Source organism: Pseudomonas sp. LAMO17WK12:I1 (assembly GCF_900177315.1).
Lineage (GTDB): Bacteria > Pseudomonadota > Gammaproteobacteria > Pseudomonadales > Pseudomonadaceae > Aquipseudomonas > Aquipseudomonas marginalis.
This window is the reverse complement of sequence record NZ_FWZV01000008.1, coordinates 180,762-200,731: the sequence shown is the minus strand read 5'-3', so window position 1 is coordinate 200,731 and position 19,970 is coordinate 180,762. Positions and strand designations below refer to the sequence as shown.

The window sequence follows — 19,970 nt, the reverse complement described above, 5'->3', positions numbered from 1 at the left end:
AATAATGAAAAAAATAATCCTGATGTTATTCGCCATGTTATTTGTAAGTGCGCCACTCGTTGCCAGGGACTATGCGGTAATTCGTTTCGGTGCCGACCCCAACTATGCGCCGTTTGCCTATAAGGACAGTGCGGGAACTTTGACCGGTTTCGAAGTTGATATAGGCAATGCTCTATGCGCGCGTTTGAAGATTCGCTGCCAATGGGTCGAAAGCGACTTCGACGGACTGGTCCCGAGCCTAAACGCCGGCAAGATCGACGCAATCCTGGCTTCAATGACGGTTACTGAAGCACGGCAAAAGGTGATCGATTTTTCCTCGGAGGTGTTTTCCAGTCCCACTGCCATGGTATTCCGCCCCGGCACTGAACTGGCCAAGGGGACGGCCGTTGGCTACTTACAGGGCAGTACCCAGGAAACCTATGCCCGCCAAGTGCTTGTTAAACAGGGCATGAAGGTCGTGGCGTACGCCGATCAGGAGCAGGTGTACGCCGACCTGGTGGCGGGCCGCTTGCAGGCTTCGCTGCAAGATGCTCAGCAGGCGCAAAGCGGATTTTTGCGCTTGCCCCAAGGCGCGGGGTTTGTGCTGGGACCGTTGATTGAAAGCGAACTGATGCCCTCCCAAAGTGCCATTGGTATCGCCAAGGGCAATCACGCGTTAAAAGCCTTGCTGGAAAAAGGGCTGGCCGCCCTGCACGCGGATGGCACCTATGCCCGGTTACAGGAACAGTACTTCCCGGGTGTGGACATGTTCAGCGGTCAATGATCGGCGAGGGCGCAACCATGCTACCTACCTTCACGCAGTTCGCTGCGACCCTGGAGGGCTTCGCGCCGTTGTTATTGCGCGGTGTCTGGGTCACGTTGCAACTGGCGCTGCTGTCGCTGCTGCTGGGGCTGACATTCGGCCTGCTCGGTGCGGGCGCCAAGTTGTCCGGGTGCAGGGCCTGGCGCTTCTGCGCACAGCTCTACACCACCCTGATCCGTGGGGTGCCGGACCTGCTGTTGATGTTGTTGATTTTCTACGGAGTGCAAACCGGTTTGAGTCGTCTGACGCAGGAACTGGGCTGGGCCTACATCGAAATCGACCCTTTCAGCGCAGGAGTGCTCACCCTGGGGTTTATCTACGGCGCCTATTTCACCGAAACCTTTCGCGGCGCCTTGCTGGCCGTGCCTCGCGGTCAGTTCCAGGCCGCCAAGGCCTTGGGCATGACCTTCAGCCAAGGTTTTGTGCACGTGATATTCCCGCAAATGATGCGGTTCGCCCTGCCAGGGCTGGGCAATAACTGGATGGTTTTGCTCAAGGCCACTGCGCTGGTATCGATCATCGGCCTGGCGGATTTGATCAAAGTGGCCCAGGTAGCGGGCAAGAGCAGCCAGCAGGTGTTGGCCTTTTTGCTGATGGCGGCGTTGATCTACCTGGTGCTCAGCAGCGTTTCAAACCTCGTATTGCGTTGGTTGGAGCGTCGCTACTGCGGGGGTGTGCAGGAGTCGCCGCGATGATCGAGCTGATTCAGGAATACTGGCGGCCCTTGCTCTACTCCGACGGTCAACAACTGACGGGCCTGGCCATGACCCTATGGCTGACCAGTGCCTCGCTGTGTTTCGGCCTGCTGCTTGCACTGCCACTGTCCATTGCCAGGGCGTCCTCCCGGCGCCGGTGGCGTTGGCCGGTGCAAAGCTTCACCTATCTGTTTCGCGGTACGCCGCTGTATATCCAGTTGCTCATCTTCTACACCGGGATCTACAGCATTGCCGCAGTGCGTGAGCAACCACTGCTGGATGGGTTTTTCCGCGACGCACTGAACTGCACGCTGCTGGCGTTCGCCTTGAATACCGGGGCCTACACCACGGAAATACTGGCGGGTGCCATTCGAGCGACGCCGCGTGGTGAAATCGAGGCTGCAAGGTCCCTGGGGTTCGATGGCTGGAAGCTGTATGTCCACTTGATCATGCCTTCGGCCCTGCGCCGCGCATTGCCCTACTACAGCAATGAAGTGATCTTCATGCTGCACTCCACCACGTTGGCGTTTACCGCCACCGTGCCGGACATCCTCAAAGTGACCCGGGATGCCAACGCTGCCACCTTCCTGACCTTCCAATCCTTCGGCCTCGCCGCAGCCCTTTACCTGTGCATCACCTTTGCCTTGGTCGGTCTGTTTCGCCTGGCAGAACGGCGATGGCTGCGCTTTCTTGATCCGGGCCGATAGGGGGTCGATATGCAGACTCATGTGCATGAGTTACTGGCGGCCGTGCCAGGTACGACGCGACAGATCCATAGTTTTCATTACGGTCCGGGCAATGCATCGGGGAAGGTCTATCTCCAGGCGTCGCTGCATGCCGATGAGCTGCCGGGGATGCTGGTTTTATGGCATCTCAAGCAACGGTTGGCGCAGCTGGAAGCGGCCGGGTTGTTGCGTTGGTCGGTCGTCCTCGTGCCGGTGGCCAATCCGCTGGGGTTGGAGCAAGTGCTGATGGATGTGCCCCAGGGGCGCTTCGATAACGACAGCCGGGAGAACTTCAATCGTTTCTTCCCTGATGTCAGCCAGCAGGTCGGTGATTGCGTGCAAGGTCTGTTGACTGATGATCCTGCCAGCAATCTGCAGCTGATTCGTTCGAGCCTTCGGCAAGCGCTCGCCAGCCAAGTGCCGGCGACGCAATTGCAGTCAATGCGCCTGACCCTGCAGGCGCTGGCCTGTGACGCCGATATCGTGTTGGACCTGCACTGTGATTTCGAAGCCGTGCAGCACTTGTACCTGTCGCCGGATTTCTGGCCACAGGTGGAACCCCTGGCCCGCTACTTGGGCGCCAGGGCCTGCTTTTTGACAAAAGAGGCAGGCGGGCAATCGTTCGATGAGTGCTTTACGTTGTTTTGGGAGCAGATGCAGGCGCGTTTCCCTGGGCGCTTTTCGCCACCCGGGTTCGCTGTGACGGTTGAGTTACGAGGGGTTGCCGATGTGGACCATGGGCTGGCACGTCAGGATTGCCAGGCTTTGATTCAGTACCTGATTCAGTGCGGAGCCATTGATGGCCAGACGTCATGCCCGCCGGCATTACTCAACCGGCCGACGCCGTTGGCCGGGGTAGAGCCCGTGATGAGTCCGGTGGGAGGTTTGATTGTGTTTTGCGCGCAGGTGGGCGATTACCTGGAGGCGGGGCAAACCCTGGCCGAAATCATTGATCCGATCACCGACCGCGTCACACCGGTGGTTTGTACGCGTGGGGGGCTTTTGTATGTTCGTTCAGTGCGGCGAATGGCAACTGCGGGAATGACCATTGCCCATGTCGCAGGTGCGAAGGCCTATCGACAGGGGTATCTGTTATCGCCTTGAGCATCAGGGCAGGGGTGAGAAGGGCGAGCGCCCATCGGCGCTCTGCAGCTCCAGCAGGTAGTTGCGGAAAATCTGCCCCAGGACCTGGGTGGCCACTTCCAATTCATCGCGTTGCATGTGCTCGGCGACTTCGTCGGCGGTGTCCAGCGCGTCTTCGGCGCCGTTGACCGCGGCCATTTTCAGCACGATATAGGCCTGGACGTTATTGGCCGGCACGCCTTCGCCTTTGAAGAACATGGTGCCCAACTGGAATTGCGCCTGGGCGTGGCCCTGCAGCGAGGCTTTCTCGAAGTAGCTCAAGGCTTTGTTGAGGTCACGGGCCGGGTTCTTGCTGTCGTGGTAGTACTCGCCCAACTCGTATTGCGCCTGCGCATCCCCATCGTCGGCCTGTTTCTGACACGCGCTCAGGGCTTCGGCCTGGCTGTCCGGCTGGGTATTGAGGGTGCAACGACCCATCGCTGGGATTAACAACGAGTTGCCGCCTGCCTGGGCTTGTGCCAGCAGCGGCTGAAGGAGCAACAGGCAGCCCAGTACCAGGGTGCGGCCGGTGCGTTTCATGGGAATCGACTTACCTCTGACGGGGCGCGCGGATCCTCTCGGGATCCAATAAGCGCGCATTATGAAATAAGCAGGCCTCTGCTTACAAAGTCTTTACTCGTTTTTCTGCTGCTTGGGCAAGTTATCTGCCGGATTGCAGGTAAATTCTCGGAAAAATAAGGAAATCCCTGTAGGCAAAGTAGCAAATCTGACGCCGCCCACAGCGACGTCAGGTTTTTGCTCCGGCTTATTTCAGGGCGGCGAAGGCGCGCTCGGCGGCATCCAGGGTCAGTTTCAGCTCGGCATCGCCATGGGCGATCGAGGTGAAGCCGGCTTCGAAGGCACTCGGCGCCAGGTACACGCCGCCCTCCAGCATCAGGTGGAAGAAGCGCTTGAACAGGTCGGCATCGCTGCCCATCACATCATCAAAGGTGACGATGTCATCGGCACCGCTGAAGTACAGGCCAAACATGCCGCCTGCTTGCGTGGTCACGAACGGGATACCGGCGGCGTCGGCGCGCTGTTGCAGGCCGTCCAGCAGGCGGGTGGTGTAGTCGGTCAGCTCGGCGTGGAAGCCCGGGCGGCTGATCAGGCGCAGGGTGGTCAGGCCGGCCGCCATGGCCAGCGGGTTACCCGAGAGTGTGCCGGCCTGGTACACCGGGCCCAGCGGCGCGATGTGCTGCATGATCTCGCGCTTGCCGCCGAAGCAGCCCACGGGCATGCCGCCACCGATGATCTTGCCGAACGTGCTCAGGTCCGGCGTGACGCCGTAGTGCGCCTGGGCACCGCCGAGGGCAACGCGGAAGCCGGTCATCACTTCGTCGAAAATCAGCACCACGCCGTGCTTGTCGCACTGTTCGCGCAGGCCTTCCAGAAATCCTGGGGCGGGCGGCACGCAGTTCATGTTGCCGGCCACCGGCTCGACGATGATGCACGCCACGTCCTGGCCGACTTCGCTGAGCATCTGCTCGACGGCACCGATGTCGTTGAACGGCAGGGTCAGGGTGTGTTTGGCGAACGCTGCCGGTACGCCGGCCGAGCTGGGTACGCCTTGGGTCAGCGCGCCGGAACCGGCTTTGACCAGCAGGCTGTCGGAATGGCCGTGGTAGCAGCCTTCGAACTTGATGATGCTGTCGCGGCCGGTGAAACCACGGGCCAGGCGAATCGCACTCATGGTGGCTTCGGTGCCGGAGCTGACCATGCGCACCATCTCCATCGACGGCACGATGCTGCAGACCAGATCGGCCATCTCGGTTTCCATGGCGGTCGGCGCGCCGTAGGACAGGCCGTGCTCCAGTTGCCTGCGCACGGCGTCCAGCACGTCGGGGTGGCTGTGGCCGAGGATCATCGGGCCCCAGGAGCCGACGTAATCCACGTAGCGCTTGTCATCTTCGTCGGTGACGTAGGCGCCTTCGGCATGCTTGAAGAACAACGGCGTGCCGCCCACGCTTTTGAACGCACGCACGGGGGAGTTCACACCGCCGGGGATGTGTTTCTGGGCATCGGCAAACAGGGTTTCGGAACGAGACATGGTGAGGGCTCTCTGAATTCAGGATTTGATTAATGCGTTGAAGGCGCGGGCGCGGCGCGTGACTTCCTGGGTACTGTCGGCACCGAACAGGCCGTGGACCACGGCCAGCAGGTCGGCACCCTGGGCCACCAACGGTCCGGCGTTTTCCAGGGTGATGCCGCCGATCACGCAGATCGGCACATGCAGGCGCTTGCGGGCCTCGGCGAGCATTTCAACGGTGGCGGCCGGAGCACCCGGCTTGGTGTTGGAATTGAAGAAGCGGCCGAAGGCGACATAACTGGCGCCTTCCTTCGCCGCCTGTTCGGCCAGTTCGATCTGGCCGTGGCAGGTGGCGCCGATGATCGCCTTGGAGCCGAGCAGCGCACGGGCCGGCGTCAGTGGGCCGTCGGTCTGGCCCAGATGCACGCCGACGCCCAGGCGGGCGGCCAGGTCGAAGTCATCATTGATAATAAGCTGGGTCTTGTAGCGCGAGCACAGCTCCCGCAGTTTTTCCGCTTCGCGCAGGCGCCGGGCTTCGTCGCTGCTTTTGTCGCGGTACTGCAGCAGGGTCACGCCACCGTCCAATGCCGCTTCGACGTAGGCGAGGAACTTGCCGGCCAACAGTTGGCTGTCGGTAATGGCGTAAAGGCCACGTAGTTTCATCGGGCAGGCCTCTTGCTGTTAAGAGCAGATAGTTACGAGCAGAAATCCAGCGGCAGCCGGCGCGGTACGAACTGGCCCTGGCCGAGTTGTTCGGCATCACGCAGGGTGCGCCAAGTGTAGTTAAGTGCCGACTGCACCGCACTCACCAGCCCTTCGCCTTGGGCGATCCGTCCGGCCAGGGCGCTGGCCAGGGTGCAGCCCGAACCGTGATAGCTGCCGGGCAGACGCTGGCAGGTAAAGGTCTGGCGCGTGCCATCACGGCTGTAGAGACGGTTGTGCACTTCATGCTCATCGCCATGGCCGCCGGTGATCAACAGGTGCTTGATAAACGGCAACAGCTTCGCGGCGCATTCGTCGGCGGTGCCCTCGGGCAGTTCGGCGAGGATGCGGGCTTCAGGCAGGTTCGGCGTGGCGATCAGCGATAACGGCAGCAGCCGCTCGCGCATGGCGTAGCCGACTTCGTCCTTGCCCAGGCTGCCACCGCCGCCGGCGCGCAGCACCGGGTCGCACACCACCGGCAGGTGCGGGTGCGCCTGCAGCAGTTCGACCACGGTGTCGACCATCGCGGTGGAGCCGAGCATGCCCAGCTTGACCGCCGCCACGTCGGAGTCACCGAGGACGGCATTGGCCTGGGCCATTACCCACTCACGGTCCAGTACGCGGAAATCGCTGACATTGACGGTGTTCTGCACGGTCAGGGCAGTGACGGCCGGGGCCGCATGGCAGCCTTGGGCGAGCAGGGCTTCGATATCTGCCTGCAAGCCGGCGCCACCACTGGGATCATGGCCGGAGAGACAGAGGACAACGGGGCGAGAGCTGTAGATATTCATGGTGCGCGAGCTTACCACCAAACGCTTTTGGCGGGGCCTTCGGGCGATGGTTGAATGTTGTCGCGCAAACGCCGCTTTTTTGGCGTGTGCTCGGCTGCGAAAACGCTCTGAAAGCCTTGTTCTAGAGCCTTTCAAAAAATTATTTCAATGGTGTCCAATGGCCTTTAGCGGCTATGCTAAAGTGGATTCAAACAACTTAACTGTACCGCCGGTGTACGTCTTCTCAAAAGGAATGGGGGGCTTTTGACATAACCGGACAGGCCACGCTGGGGCTCTATGCGCTATTTGCTGATCTTATTGTTGTGCGGGCTGCCGATGCTCGCCAGCGCCATCGAGTTCAACCAGGACACCCGAAGCCTGCCGCTGGGCCGAGCCATGCAAGTGCTCGAAGACCCCACCGATGCCCTCACCATCGCCGAAGTAAGCTCCCCCGCCTACGCCGCTCAATTCAAGCACCATGACAAAGCCACCCTCAACGCCGGCTATTCGCGCTCGGTGTTCTGGCTCAAGGTCGACCTGCATTACGTGGCCAAGGACCCCCGTGCCCCCCGCACCTGGTTCCTGGAGTTGGCTTACCCGCCGCTGAATCATCTGGACCTGTACCAGAACGATGGCACCGGCAACTATCGGCTGGCCGGCCGTACCGGCAGTGCGCTGCCTTTTTCCAGCCGTGAGGTCAGCCAGAGCAACTACCTGTTCAAGCTCAATTTCGTGCCCGACCAGCAGCAAACGCTCTACCTGCGCCTGCAAAGCGAGGGTTCGATCCAGGCGCCGTTGACGCTCTGGGCCGGCACCGCTTACCTAGAGCAACAACCGCTGCGCCTGTCGGTGCTGGGGGTGATCTATGGCGTATTGCTGGGGATGCTGGTCTACAACCTGTTCATCTACCTGAGCGTGCGCGACACCAGCTACCTGTACTACATCCTCTACATCGCCTCGTTTGGCCTGTACCAGCTGTCGGTCAATGGCGTGGCGGTGCAGTACTTCTGGCCGAACAACCCGTGGTGGGCGAATGCGGCGGTGCCGTTGCTGATCGGTTCGGCGGCGCTGTTCGGCAGCCTGTTCGCCCGCAGCTTCCTGCATACCGCGCAGCACAGCCGCTGGCTCAACCGGCTCTTGCTGGCACTGGCGGTGTGCGGCGGCGCTGTGATGGCGCTGGCGCTGCTGACCAGCTATGCCCTGGCCTTGCGCCTGGCGACCGGCCTGGCGCTGGTATTCACCGTGACCATCTTCGTCGCCGCCATCAAGGCCTGGTACTGCGGCCAGCGGGTGGCGCGGTATTTCATCATCGCGTGGTCGGCGTTCCTGCTGGGCGGGGTGGTGAACACGCTGATGGTGCTGGGCTACTTGCCCAATGTGTTCCTCACCATGTACGCCAGCCAGATCGGCTCGGCAATTGAAGTGGCGCTGCTATCCCTGGCCCTCGCCGACCGCATCAATGCCATGCGTGAACAACAGGCACAGATCCTGTTCGATGCCAGCCAGAAGCTCGAAGTGCTCAACCAGCAACTGGCCCGAAGCAACCGTCTCAAGGATGAATTCCTCGCGACGCTGACCCACGAACTGCGCACGCCCATGAACGGTGTGATCGGCTCCCTTGAGCTGATGCAAACGGTGCCGCTGGACGACGACCTGGCGCAGTACCAGCAAACGGCCGCCGGTTCGGCACGGGACATGATGCGCATGGTCAACGGCATCCTCACCCTCACCGAATTGCAGGCCGGGCGCCTGAGTGCCCAGCCTCGGGTGTTCAGCCTGCGCGGCGTGCTCGACACCTTGCGCCAGCAATTCAACACCAGCGCCCAAGGCAAAGGCCTGGCATTTTCCATCGATGTGGCCGATGAGCTGCCGGACCGTGTGGTGGGCGACGCCGACAAACTGCTCCAGTGCCTGGATTGCCTGTTGGACAATGCGTTCAAGTTCACCCGCGAAGGCTCCGTGCGCCTGCGGGTGGTGGGTGTGCCTCACAGTGATGGCGACGTGCGCCTGAGCTTCATTGTGACCGACACCGGTATTGGCTTCGCCTTCCTTGACGAGGCGACCTTGTACCAGCGCTTTTTCCAACTCGATGGCTCCATGACCCGCGAATACGGCGGCCTGGGCATCGGCCTGGCCATCTGCCGGCAATTGATCGAGCTGTTGGGCGGGCGCCTTACCCATCATTCCGAGCCGCACAAGGGCAGCCGCTTCCAGCTGGACGTGAACGTCAGCCCGGTGCCGATCGAGGTAAAACCGGTGCCCGGCCGGCAACGCGCGCCCCAGGATTGCGCGGTATTGCTGGTGGATGACAACAGCGTCGGCCAGTTGGCGGTGCGCGGCATGTTGCTCAAGCTGGGTTACCGGGTGAAAACCGTGGACAGTGGCCCGGCGGCGTTGGCGGCCTTGCAGGGGCAAAGCTTCGACGCGGTCTTGCTGGATGTGCCCGAAGGCGGCTTCTCGTTGTGTTGTCAGATCCGTGCACTGCCGGGCTGCGGTGAATTGCCGGTGATCGCCTTGAGTACGTCGCTGCACACGTCCGAGCGCGAGCGCAGCCATGGCATCGGCATCACCGATCGCCTGGCTAAGCCGGTGCGCTTCGAGGCGCTGCAGGCGGTACTGGAGCGCCACCTGTTGAGCGCGCTCGAGGGCGAAAGCGCCGGGCATTCGGCGGGTATGCCACTTTTTTAACCTGGATGACGGTGCTTAACTGAAAAAACCGGCCTCAATCGATCTGCGCCTTTATGGGTAGGTGCGCATTCGACAGGGCCTTTTTCCAGGAGGCCTGTCATGAACCTGCATCAGTTCGCCGAAACCCACGACGTCACCAACCAGCCGCCCTCCCTGGACGGCACCAACCTGTACCGCATCGACGCGCCCCTGCAAGACTGGTCGCGACGCTTTGGCGCCGGCTGGGCGCAGGCGCGCATCGATGCGTACGGGGCGTTGGCCGGCGGGCCGCTGATGGCGGCCGGGTTCCTGGCCAACCAGAACAAACCGGTGTTCAGCAGCCATGACCGGTATGGGCATCGCATCGACCTGGTGGAGTTTCACCCGGCCTACCACGAGCTGATGGGCACCGCGGTCGAGCATGGCCTGCCGTCGCTGCCGTGGGCCCATCCACAGTCCGGTGCCCATGTGGCGCGTGCGGCCATGACCTACCTGCACAGCCAGGCTGAGGCCGGCACCGGCTGCCCACTGACCATGACATTCGCTTGCGTCCCGGCCCTGCGCTTGCAACCGGACCTGGCGCAGACCTGGCTGCCGAAAATCCTCAGCACCCACTATGACCCGCGCAATGTCGGCATTGCCCACAAGGCCGGTGCAACCATCGGCATGGCCATGACCGAGAAACAGGGTGGCACCGACGTGCGGGCCAACACCACTCGCGCCTATCCGGTGGGCGCGGGCGGGCCCGGGCAAGCCTATGAGCTGGTCGGTCACAAGTGGTTCTGCTCGGCGCCGATGTGCGATGCCTTCCTGACCCTGGCCCAGACCGACAAAGGCCTGACCTGTTTCCTGCTGCCTCGGCACCGCCCGGATGACACCCGCAACGAGTTCTATATCCAGCGCCTGAAAAACAAATTGGGCAACTGCTCCAATGCGTCCAGTGAAGTGGAGTTTCGTGGGGCCCTGGCCTGGATGATCGGTGAAGAGGGGCGTGGCGTGCCGACCATCATCGAGATGGTCGCAATGACCCGCTTCGATTGCATGGTGGGTTCCAGTGCCTTGATGCGCCAGGCGCTGACCCAGGCTAGCCATCACTGTGCTCATCGCCGGGTCGGTGGCCATGTGCTCAGCGAGCAGCCGCTGATGCAAAACGTGCTGGCCGACCTCGCCCTGGAAAGCGAAGCCTCGCTGGCCTTGAGCATGCGCATGGGCTGCGCCCTGGACAATCTGGGCGATGAGCGGGAAGCCAAGTTCGCTCGGCTGGTGACGGCGGTGGGCAAGTATTGGATCTGCAAGCGCGCCCCGGCGATGATCAACGAAGCCGCCGAATGCATGGGCGGCGCGGGCTACGTGGAAGACAGCATCCTGCCGCGCCTGTACCGTGAAGCGCCGGTGAATTCGACATGGGAAGGTTCCGGCAATGTGCAATGCCTGGACGTGCTGCGCGCACTGTCCAAGGAGCCCGGCGTGCTGGAAGCGCTGTTTGTCGAACTCGGTGACGGGCATGGCGATAAGCAGTTGGCACGGCATATCGAACACCTGAAGTCGGCGTTCATGGACACCCAGGACATCCAGTACCGCGCACGGCAGTTGACCGAGGATATTGCCGTGGCGCTACAGGCCAAGTTGCTGCTGGAGGCCGGTCATGCGGCGGTCAGCGATGGTTTTATCGCCAGCCGTTTGGGCCAGTCGTCTGGCCGCGTCTACGGCACCTTGCCGCGTGGCGTCGATGTCGGGGCCATCGTCGCGCGCTCAAGTCCCAATGTCTCTGAATAAACACGGTCCACATGTGGGAGGGGGCTTGCAGCCATCTTGAGAGGCACTCCAATTCAAGGTTTGCGTCTGACAGGGATACAGGCAAGATAAAGGCCTGCAAGTCAGAACACAGGATGCTTACCGTGACCGAAGCTTTTGTTGTCGTTCAAACCGCCGAAGAGGCCGTGGATCGGCTGGCGGCCCTGCATGAGCGGGCTACCGGCGCGCTCAATCAAGCCCTCAAGCAATACCTCAAGGACCGCGTCGAACCCGACGCCGAACAACGCGCGCTGTTTCGCTACCCGGAACTGCGCCTGACTTACCACTGCCACGGCGAAGTCCCACAGACTACCCGGGCGTATGCCAAGGTCCAGTTACCCGGGACCTACAGCGTAACCGTCACGCATCCGGCGGCGTTCCGTAAGTATTTGCTGGAACAACTGGTGCCGCTGATGCACGACTTCACCGTGACCGTGGAAGTGGGCGTCAGCCAGCAGAACATTCCTTATCCGTACGTGGTGGAGCAGGGCGACGAACTGGCCGGCTCCGGTGTGACCGCCGCGACCTTGGCGCGCGTGTTCCCCAGCACCGACCTGTCGGCCGCCACCGACGGCATCGCCGATGGCCTCTACGACTGGGAAAACACCGACCCGCTGCCCCTGGCGCTGTTCGATGCGGCCCGCGTGGACTTTTCCCTGCGTCGGCTGGTGCATTACACCGGCAGCGACTGGCGCCATGTGCAGCCGTGGATCCTGCTGACCAACTACCACCGCTATGTCGACCAGTTCATCCTGCATGGCCTGGAACAACTGCGCAGCGACCCGCGTTTTATCCGCATGGTGCTGCCGGGCAACGTCATCATCGATAAGAGCATGGACCACGGCGAAGCCTCGGCGATTGCCGCCGGCGTAGTGTGGCACCGCTACCAGATGCCGGCCTATCACCTGCAGGCCAGCGATGGCCACGGCGTGACTCTGGTGAACATCGGTGTCGGCCCGTCCAACGCCAAGAACATCACCGACCACCTGGCGGTGCTGCGTCCGCATTGCTGGCTGATGATTGGCCACTGTGGCGGCCTGCGCCAATCCCAGACCATCGGCGACTACGTACTGGCCCACGCCTATATGCGCCGCGATGGGATTCTCGACCGGGTGGTACCGCCGAACATCCCGATCCCCGCCCTGGCCGAAGTGCAGATGGCCTTGCAGCAGGCGGCGGCGAATGTCACCGGTGAGAAAGGCGAAGAACTGAAAAAACGCCTGCGTACCGGCACCGTGCTGACCTACGACGACCGCAACTGGGAACTGCGCTGGGCCCAGGAGCGGCCGTTGATCAACCTGTCCCGCGCCGTGGCGGTGGACATGGAAAGCGGCACCATCGCCGCCCAGGGCTACCGCTTGCGCGTACCCTACGGCACCTTGCTGTGTGTGTCGGACAAGCCGCTGCACAGCGAGATCAAGCTGCCGGGTTCGGCCAACGCGTTCTACGAACGTGCGGTCAGCCAGCACTTGAAGATCGGCATCGAGGCGGTGGACCTGTTGCGCACCGAACTCAACTCGTTGCACTCGCGCAAACTGCGCAGCTTCGACGAGCCGCCGTTCCGCTAAGCGGTTGGGATGGTCATTTAGCGGTCAGGCCACTAGCATTGTCGGTCCTGACCGTTAGATGTTCCTTTGCCATGTCCCGTCCCACCCGTCCCGATTCGCGCCGCCCTGGCGTGAAACCTCCGTATTCTGCCGCGCGCCGTGTCGCCAAGGCGCCGCCGGCCGAGCCGAAGTTGGTGCTGTTCAATAAACCCTTCGATGTGCTGACCCAGTTCAGCGACGAAGGCGGGCGCGCGACGCTCAAGGACTTTATCGACATCCCCGGCATCTACCCGGCAGGTCGCCTGGACCGTGACAGCGAAGGTCTGTTGCTGCTGACCAACGACGGCCAGTTGCAGGCGCGTATTGCCGACCCCAAGCATAAGCTGGCGAAAACCTACTGGGTGCAGGTGGAAGGCGAACCCACCGAAGCATTGCTGCAACGCCTGCGTGACGGGGTGGAACTCAACGACGGCAAAACCTTGCCCGCCGAGGCCCGGCGTCTGGATGAACCGGCGTTATGGCCGCGCAACCCGCCGGTGCGCTTTCGCAAAAACCTACCGACGTACTGGCTTGAACTGGTGATTCGAGAGGGGCGTAACCGTCAGGTTCGGCGCATGACCGCCGCCGTGGGCCTGCCGACCTTGCGCCTGGTGCGGGTGCGTATTGGCGATTGGACAATCGACGGCCTGGACCAAGGCCAATGGAAGGAAGTGCCGGCGCGTTTATAAAGCGCCGGATTCGATCAGGCCGATCACCACGCTCTTGATGATGAACGCGGCCACGCCCAGGCCCAGTACGAAAAACAGGATGAACGAACCAAAGCGCCCGGCCTTGGATTTTTTCGCCAGGTCCCAGACGATAAAGCCCATGAAAATGATCAGGATAGTGACCAGGCCGGTCATCATCCATTCTTCGAACAGGGCGGGGTCGATGTTGTTCATGGGCTCTTCCAACGGGGCAGGCGGCAAGTATACGGCAGCGTTACAGGCGCAACATTGACCTGCGTCGGTGCGTCGCACGCAGACTTCACTGTTGAAACACAGGCCAAATGTGGGAGGGGGCTTGCCCCCCGATAGCGGTGTGTCAGGCTGTGTATCTGGTGACTGATACTCCATCGGGGGCAAGCCCCCTCCCACATTTGATCTTCATTGTTCAGGAGATCAGGTGCGCAGGTGGGTCAGCGGCAGCTCGGTGCTGTTGAGCACCTGGTTGAGCACAAAGCTCGAGCGCACGCTGGTCACGCCTTCGATCCGGGTGAGGTGGCCCAGCAGCAGTTTCTGATAGTGGTCCATGTCCGGCACCACCACTTTCAACTGATAGTCCGCATCCATCCCCGTCACCAAGCTGCATTCCAGCACCTGGGGCAGGGTGCGGATGGCTGCTTCGAAGTTCTCGAAACGCTCGGGGGTGTGGCGGTCCATGCCGATCAGCACATAGGCGGTGAGGCTCAGGCCGAGCATCTTGCGGTCGAGCAGGGCGACCTGGCGTGCGATGTAGCCGTCGTCCTCCAACTGCTTGACCCGGCGCGAGCAGGGCGAAGGCGACAGGCCGATACGCTCGGCCAACTCCTGGTTGGAGATCCTCGCGTCGCGCTGCAATTCCGCCAAAATACTCAGGTCGTATCGGTCAAGCTTGCTCATTGGGTTGGCCTTTGTCGTAACTATTGCGGTGAATTATCCATGAAGGGTTAAAAATTGCGCAAGCACTGTTTATTGACGCAATCTTCGCAATCATCTGCCCGGCGCTGGCCTGTATCGTTATCAACAGAATCACCGCCTGGACAACAGTCCACAGCAGCTCGCCCAATCAGGCTGGCTGCGGCCGCCACCCCAGCAGGGTCGAGCCGGCCTCCAGGCTGCACACTGTCCACAAGACGGCGTGAGGTGAGCCAACGTCAAAAGCGTTGAGCATGGACGAAGTTCTCAAGGGGTGGCCGACGGGTCACCCCTTTTCTTTTGCCTTAAGAAAATTGTTCCTGTGACTGATAACCTGTCTCAGAACCGGGCGGGGCTTTTCCAGTCTCATCTATGAGGCCGGACCTTCCAGGCCCTTATCCGCAGTGAGGAATAGCATGAAGCGCATCTGGCATATGGCAGGTGTAGGTTTGCTGATGGTCACCGTCGGCACGCAAGTGATGGCCGACGAGCCGCGCCCTGAGGGTGGCGGCCAGCATGAAAGAGGGCCGGAGGGTAACGAACAGCCGCGCCCGCAGAATAACCAGCCGCATCCACAGAACAATCAACCCCGGCCGGAAAATAATCAGCCACGTCCACAGAACCCGCATTTTGATCGCGCCGAGCAACCGCCCCACGGTGGCGGGCAGTGGCAAGGTCGCCCGCAAGGTGCCGAACAGCCTCGGCCAGCCCCGCAGCCTGCGAACAACCTGCCGATCCAGAGTCGCCCCGATACCGTGCGCCAGACCCAGGAACCGCGTCAGGGTTACTACCGTGACATTCCTCGACGCAACGACGACAACCGCAATTGGGAGGCCGGCGGCCCAGGTTCGCGGCCTGGCTACAACGGGCATCCCAACGATAACCGCTGGCCAGGTCGCCCCGACGGCCATGGCAACGGCTGGGGCCCCGGCCCCCAGTATCGGCCTGGCTATGTCGTCGACCGCTTCCCCGACCGCAACTACCGGGTGCCGTACCGTGGCCAGGATTACTTCTTCTCTGGCGGCTACTGGTACCGCCCCCAAGGCCCGCGCTATGTGGTCGTGGCGCCGCCGTATGGCATCCGCGTGCATTACCTGCCGGACTATGCGCGCGAAGTGTGGGTAGGTGGCTCGCTGCTGTTCCTGGCCGCTGGCGCCTACTACGCCTACGAACAAAGCACCCAGCAATACGTAGTGGTACAACCGCCGACGCAAGTGCCGGCACCGCAGCCAGCACCCCAAGGCAATGGCTATGACGTGGTGGCCTATCCCGCCAACGGGCAGTCACCGGCGCAAGTGCAGCAGGACGGCTACGACTGTTATCGCTGGGCAGTGCAACAAAGCGGCTTCGACCCGCAGGCCGTCACCTACGCGCCTGACCCGGCGGTGGTGCAAACCTACCGCCAGGCCCAGGGCAACTGCCTGAGCAGTCGCGGGTATCAGGTGCAGTACTAGGCCTTGGCGCCCGTGACCACTTCCCGTGGGTCGGCGTGCACCAGCACTTCGGCGCGCGGGTAGGCTGCGTGAATGGCATCGGCGGCCTGGTCGCTGATGCCGTGGGCCACTGACAGCGTCAGCTCCCCCGGCAGTTCCAGGTGCAACTGCACGAACCAGTGGTTGCCGGAGATGCGCGTGCGCAGGTCATGGGCACCCAACACCCCCGGTACGCCTCGCGCCAGTTCCAGCATGTGCTGGCTGACGTCCGGCGGCAGTTCCTCGTCCATCAACACCGCAAAGCTTTCCCTGGCGATCTGGATTGCGCTCCACAAAATGTAGGCGGCGATGCCCAGGCCGAACCAGGCGTCGACTTGATGAAAGCCCATGCCCGCCAGCACCAGCGCCACCAGGATGCTGCCGTTGAGCAGCAGGTCCGAGCGGTAGTGCAGCGAGTCCGCCCGCACGGCATTGGAGCCGGTTTCGCGCACAACCCGGTGTTGCAGCATCAGCAGCGCCACGGTCAGTGCCAGGGAAAACACGATCACCCCAATGCTCAGCCACGGCGCGCCGACCGGTTCCGGATGCTGCAGGCGCTCGTAGGCCTGCAAGGCGATCAACACCGCACTGCCACCAATGAACAACGCCTGGGCCATGCCCGCCAGTGACTCCGCCTTGCCATGGCCGTAACGGTGATCGTCATCGGCCGGGCGCAGGGCGTAATGCACGGCCAGCAGGTTCAGCAGCGAGGTCACGCCATCGAGCAGTGAGTCGGTCAACCCGGCGAGCATGCTCACCGAGCCGCTGAGCCACCAGGCGATGGCCTTTGTAACGATCAGCGCACAGGCCACACCCACCGAGGCGCGGGTGGCCAGGCGCAACAGCCGGGCGTGTTCGGGACTGCTGGTCATAAACGATCCTTAGGCGGCGGGTTGCAGGCCCAGGAGCGCAAGTTGTTGCACGCTGCCCTTGAACTGGATCATGCGTGGGTCGTCCAGCGGCAGGGTGCGGCCGGTTTCCTTCTGGATGATGCTTTGCAGCTTGGCGTTGTCGACCTTGCCGTCGGCGCCGATGGCTTCGTGGAGTTTTTCCGGGTCAACCTGGGCAGTCTTGCCGGGTTCGAAATAGATCGCGCCCGTGGCGAAGTCGACGCCGAACGCGATCAGGCCAGGGATCACGTAGAACAACAGGCCCACGGCATCGAGCACGGCAATGGTCGGGTCGATCTTGCCATCGATCTGGCCACGGCGGTCGGGGTAGAAAATCGACCCGCAGGCGGTGAGTTGGCTCAGCAGGGTGACGGCGAGGACACCGCCGATGACACGGGAAGCGATACGCATGGAGACTCTCCTGAACACGGTTGATACGGGACTATATAGCACTGCCATTGAGACCAGCGTCGGCATCCGGCAGTTCGCCGTTATACTCGCCGCTCTGCTTTGGAGCCAGTATGAATTCGTTGCCGATCGATGATGTTTTACCCGCCCTGCGTGACGCCTTGGCGAATCGCCATGAAGCCGTGCTGGAAGCGCCGCCCGGCGCCGGTAAAACCACCCGCGTGCCCTTGGCCTTGTTGAATGAGCCCTGGCTGGCCGGGCAGACCATCCTGATGCTCGAACCCCGGCGCCTGGCCGCCCGCGCCGCCGCGGAACGCCTGGCCAGCGAACTGGGGGAGAAAGTCGGTGAAACCGTCGGCTATCGCATCCGTCTCGACAGCAAGGTCGGGCCCAACACGCGCATCGAAGTGGTCACCGAAGGCATCCTCACCCGTCGTTTGCAGGACGATCCGGCACTGGACGGTGTCGGTCTGCTGATCTTCGACGAATTCCACGAGCGCAGCCTCGACGCCGACCTGGCACTGGCCCTGAGCCTGAACGGCCGCGACCTGTTTCGCGACGAGCAACCGCTGAAAATCCTGCTGATGTCCGCCACCCTCGAAGGCGAGCGTCTGGCCAGCCTGCTGGACGACGCGCCGATCCTGCGCAGTGAGGGACGCATGTTCCCGGTGCAGATGCGCTGGGGGCGGCCGTACCAGGCCGGTGAATTTATCGAGCCGCGCGTGGTGCAAACCATCCTCGAAGCCTTGCATGACCAAACCGGCAGCGTGCTGGTGTTCCTGCCGGGCCAGGCGGAAATTCGCCGGGTCAACCAGCAACTGGCCGACGCCCTGGGGCACAGCCCTGACGTGTTGCTCTGCCCGCTGCATGGCGAGCTGGACCTCAACGCCCAGCGTGCGGCCATCGATCCGGCACCGGCCGGTAAACGCAAAGTGGTGCTCGCCACCAACATCGCCGAGACCAGCCTGACCATCAACGGCGTGCGTGTGGTGATCGATGCCGGGTTGGCGCGGGTGCCGCGTTTCGACCCCGGCAGCGGCATGACCCGCCTCGATACTCAGCGCATCTCCCGCGCCAGCGCTACCCAGCGTGCGGGCCGGGCCGGGCGCTTGGAGCCGGGGGTATGTTATCGGTTGTGGTCCGAAGACCAGCATGAAGGGCTGGCCGCGTATGGCAGTGCGGAAATCCTCGCCGCCGACCTCGCCGGCCTGGCCTTGCAACTGGCACGCTGGGGCGTCACGCCCCCACAGCTCGTGTGGCTCGATGTGCCACCCACCGCCGCCTATGCCCAGGCCCAGGATTTGCTGGTGCGCCTCGGGGCCTTGAATGACGAAAAACTCACGGCACATGGCCAGAAGATGGCCGAGCTGCCGGCCCATCCACGTATCGCCCATTTGTTGCTGCGCGGGCAGGACCTGGGGCTGGCGGCCACGGCCTGTGATGTCGCGGCACTGTTGGGCGAGCGCGATATTTTGCGCGGCGGCGGCGCGGATTTGCACAGCCGCCTGGCGCTGATGTCCGGTGAAGAGCGTGCGCGCGGTACTCAAGGCGGCGTGCAACGCGCCAAGCAACTGGCGCGGCAATACCGTGGCTATTTGAGAGGCCAGGCGACCCGGCCGGTGGCCGACCCCGACCACCCGCGCTGGCTCGGCGCCTTGCTGGCGCTGGCCTACCCGGACCGTGTCGCCCAGCAACGTCGCCCCGGCGGTGCCGAATATCGCCTGGCCAATGGCCGCGCGGCATTATTCGCCGAGGCCGACAGCCTGATGAAACAGCCATGGCTGGTGATCGCCGACCTCGGCAGCCGCCAGGGCCAGCGTGAAGAACGTATTTATCTGGCGGCGGACTTCGATCCGGCGCTGTTCGACACGGTCCTCGCCGAACAAGTGCGCAACGTCGATCAACTGGACTGGGATGAGCGCGAAGGCGTGCTGCGCGCCGAACGCCAGCGCAAAGTCGGTGAACTGGTGCTCAGCCGCGAACCGCTCACCGGCCTCGACGAAGCCGCGCGCGGCCAGGCGCTGGTCAACCTGGTGCGGCGCAAAGGCCTGGAGCTGCTGCCCTGGACCCCGGAGCTGCGCCAATGGCAATCCCGCGTCCTGCTGTTGCGCCAGTTGGACGCCGGCAACACCAGCGAATGGCCCGACGTCAGCGACAACGCCTTGCTCGACAGCCTGGAGCACTGGCTGATGCCCTACCTGGGCAAAGTCTCGCGGCTGAGTCACTTCGCCAACCTGGATATCTCCAGCTACTTGCACAACCTGTTGCCCTGGCCGCTGCCCCAGCGCCTGGACGAGCTGGCGCCGCAGCATGTGAAGGTGCCATCGGGTTCATCGGTGCGGTTGGACTACAGCGAACAGCCGCCGATCCTGGCGGTGCGCTTGCAGGAACTGTTCGGCCTGGCCGACACCCCGCGCATTGCCGGCGGGCGCCAGGTGGTGAAGTTGCACCTGTTGTCCCCGGCACGGCGGCCGGTGCAGGTGACCCAGGATCTGGCGAACTTCTGGCGCAGTACCTACGCCGAAGTGAAAAAGGATCTGAAGGGCAGGTATCCCAAGCATTACTGGCCGGATGATCCGCTGATAGCCGAGCCGACCGCGCGGATCAAACCCCGGAAGTCGTAACGCCAAAGATCCAAATGTGGGAGGGAGCAAGTCGAATCGTCGCACCGCCCCTCCCACATTAATCTTGT

The 19,970-nt window shown here is 62.7% G+C and carries 18 protein-coding genes; 10 read left to right on the top strand and 8 right to left on the bottom strand.

All coding sequences use genetic code 11. The annotated features are described in order from the left end of the window. Positions 1-4 precede the first annotated feature (4 nt). Genes B9N88_RS17180 through B9N88_RS17165 form a run of 4 tightly spaced genes read left to right on the top strand, consistent with a single transcriptional unit; the run spans position 5 to position 3,326 of the window. A complete protein-coding gene (locus tag B9N88_RS17180; protein WP_027605254.1) occupies positions 5-763 on the top strand; it encodes a transporter substrate-binding domain-containing protein in 759 nt (252 codons plus the stop codon). Positions 764-780: 17 nt separating this feature from the next. Beyond that, positions 781-1,497: an ABC transporter permease gene (locus B9N88_RS17175; RefSeq protein ID WP_027605255.1), complete on the top strand. Its 717-nt coding sequence runs from the start codon at positions 781-783 to the stop codon at positions 1,495-1,497. Next, positions 1,494-2,204 (top strand): ABC transporter permease, encoded by a 711-nt coding sequence (locus tag B9N88_RS17170; RefSeq protein ID WP_027605256.1) that lies wholly within the window; start codon positions 1,494-1,496, stop codon positions 2,202-2,204. Before B9N88_RS17175 ends, B9N88_RS17170 begins: the two co-directional genes overlap by 4 nt. 9 nt (positions 2,205-2,213) lie before the next feature. Further along, positions 2,214-3,326 carry a succinylglutamate desuccinylase/aspartoacylase family protein gene (locus B9N88_RS17165; protein WP_027605257.1) on the top strand — a complete coding sequence of 371 codons (1,113 nt, stop codon included), beginning with the start codon at positions 2,214-2,216 and terminating at the stop codon, positions 3,324-3,326. 3 nt (positions 3,327-3,329) lie between these two features. On the opposite strand, the gene B9N88_RS17160 is transcribed toward B9N88_RS17165, so the two are convergent. The 4 genes from B9N88_RS17160 to B9N88_RS17145 all read right to left on the bottom strand — a co-directional run bounded on the left by B9N88_RS17160 (position 3,330) and on the right by B9N88_RS17145 (position 6,866). After that, positions 3,330-3,884, bottom strand: coding sequence for a tetratricopeptide repeat protein (locus tag B9N88_RS17160; RefSeq protein ID WP_027605258.1), 555 nt, complete (start codon positions 3,882-3,884; stop codon positions 3,330-3,332). A 226-nt stretch (positions 3,885-4,110) separates the two neighbouring features. Beyond that, positions 4,111-5,394: a glutamate-1-semialdehyde 2,1-aminomutase gene (gene hemL / locus B9N88_RS17155; protein ID WP_027605259.1), complete on the bottom strand. Its 1,284-nt coding sequence runs from the start codon at positions 5,392-5,394 to the stop codon at positions 4,111-4,113. An 18-nt stretch (positions 5,395-5,412) separates the two neighbouring features. Further along, complete coding sequence (gene thiE / locus B9N88_RS17150; protein ID WP_027605260.1) at positions 5,413-6,036, bottom strand: thiamine phosphate synthase; 624 nt, start codon at positions 6,034-6,036, stop codon at positions 5,413-5,415. A 32-nt stretch (positions 6,037-6,068) separates the two neighbouring features. Continuing rightward, on the bottom strand, positions 6,069-6,866 hold the full coding sequence (locus B9N88_RS17145; protein WP_027605261.1) for a hydroxymethylpyrimidine/phosphomethylpyrimidine kinase: 798 nt from the start codon (positions 6,864-6,866) through the stop codon (positions 6,069-6,071). A 276-nt stretch (positions 6,867-7,142) separates the two neighbouring features. Here B9N88_RS17145 and B9N88_RS17140 point away from each other — a divergent pair, with 276 nt between their 5' ends. From B9N88_RS17140 to B9N88_RS17125, 4 genes are all read left to right on the top strand, one after another. Next, complete coding sequence (locus tag B9N88_RS17140) at positions 7,143-9,533, top strand: hybrid sensor histidine kinase/response regulator (protein WP_027605262.1); 2,391 nt, start codon at positions 7,143-7,145, stop codon at positions 9,531-9,533. Between the two features lie 99 nt (positions 9,534-9,632). Next, positions 9,633-11,288 carry an acyl-CoA dehydrogenase family protein gene (locus B9N88_RS17135; protein ID WP_027605263.1) on the top strand — a complete coding sequence of 552 codons (1,656 nt, stop codon included), beginning with the start codon at positions 9,633-9,635 and terminating at the stop codon, positions 11,286-11,288. 113 nt (positions 11,289-11,401) lie between these two features. Further along, on the top strand, positions 11,402-12,874 hold the full coding sequence (gene amn, locus B9N88_RS17130) for an AMP nucleosidase (RefSeq protein WP_024077553.1): 1,473 nt from the start codon (positions 11,402-11,404) through the stop codon (positions 12,872-12,874). A gap of 71 nt (positions 12,875-12,945) precedes the next feature. Continuing rightward, on the top strand, positions 12,946-13,581 hold the full coding sequence (locus B9N88_RS17125; RefSeq protein WP_027605265.1) for a pseudouridine synthase: 636 nt from the start codon (positions 12,946-12,948) through the stop codon (positions 13,579-13,581). Here the strand turns inward: B9N88_RS17125 and B9N88_RS17120 are convergent. Next, entirely contained in the window at positions 13,576-13,785 is a 210-nt protein-coding gene (locus B9N88_RS17120; protein ID WP_025999909.1) for a DUF2788 domain-containing protein, read from the bottom strand. The two genes, B9N88_RS17125 and B9N88_RS17120, sit on opposite strands and share 6 nt — an antisense overlap. Before the next feature lie 228 nt (positions 13,786-14,013). Beyond that, entirely contained in the window at positions 14,014-14,493 is a 480-nt protein-coding gene (locus B9N88_RS17115) for an Lrp/AsnC family transcriptional regulator (RefSeq protein ID WP_003194418.1), read from the bottom strand. A 431-nt stretch (positions 14,494-14,924) separates the two neighbouring features. Between B9N88_RS17115 and B9N88_RS17110 the strand changes: the two genes are divergently transcribed. Further along, positions 14,925-15,962 (top strand): DUF6515 family protein, encoded by a 1,038-nt coding sequence (locus B9N88_RS17110; RefSeq protein WP_027605266.1) that lies wholly within the window; start codon positions 14,925-14,927, stop codon positions 15,960-15,962. On the opposite strand, the gene B9N88_RS17105 is transcribed toward B9N88_RS17110, so the two are convergent. Further along, positions 15,959-16,852 carry a cation diffusion facilitator family transporter gene (locus B9N88_RS17105; protein ID WP_027605267.1) on the bottom strand — a complete coding sequence of 298 codons (894 nt, stop codon included), beginning with the start codon at positions 16,850-16,852 and terminating at the stop codon, positions 15,959-15,961. The two genes, B9N88_RS17110 and B9N88_RS17105, sit on opposite strands and share 4 nt — an antisense overlap. A 9-nt stretch (positions 16,853-16,861) precedes the next feature. After that, positions 16,862-17,281: a hypothetical protein gene (locus B9N88_RS17100; RefSeq protein ID WP_027605268.1), complete on the bottom strand. Its 420-nt coding sequence runs from the start codon at positions 17,279-17,281 to the stop codon at positions 16,862-16,864. 110 nt (positions 17,282-17,391) lie between these two features. Here B9N88_RS17100 and hrpB point away from each other — a divergent pair, with 110 nt between their 5' ends. Further along, a complete protein-coding gene (gene hrpB, locus B9N88_RS17095; RefSeq protein ID WP_027605269.1) occupies positions 17,392-19,902 on the top strand; it encodes an ATP-dependent helicase HrpB in 2,511 nt (836 codons plus the stop codon). Positions 19,903-19,970: the final 68 nt, after the last annotated feature.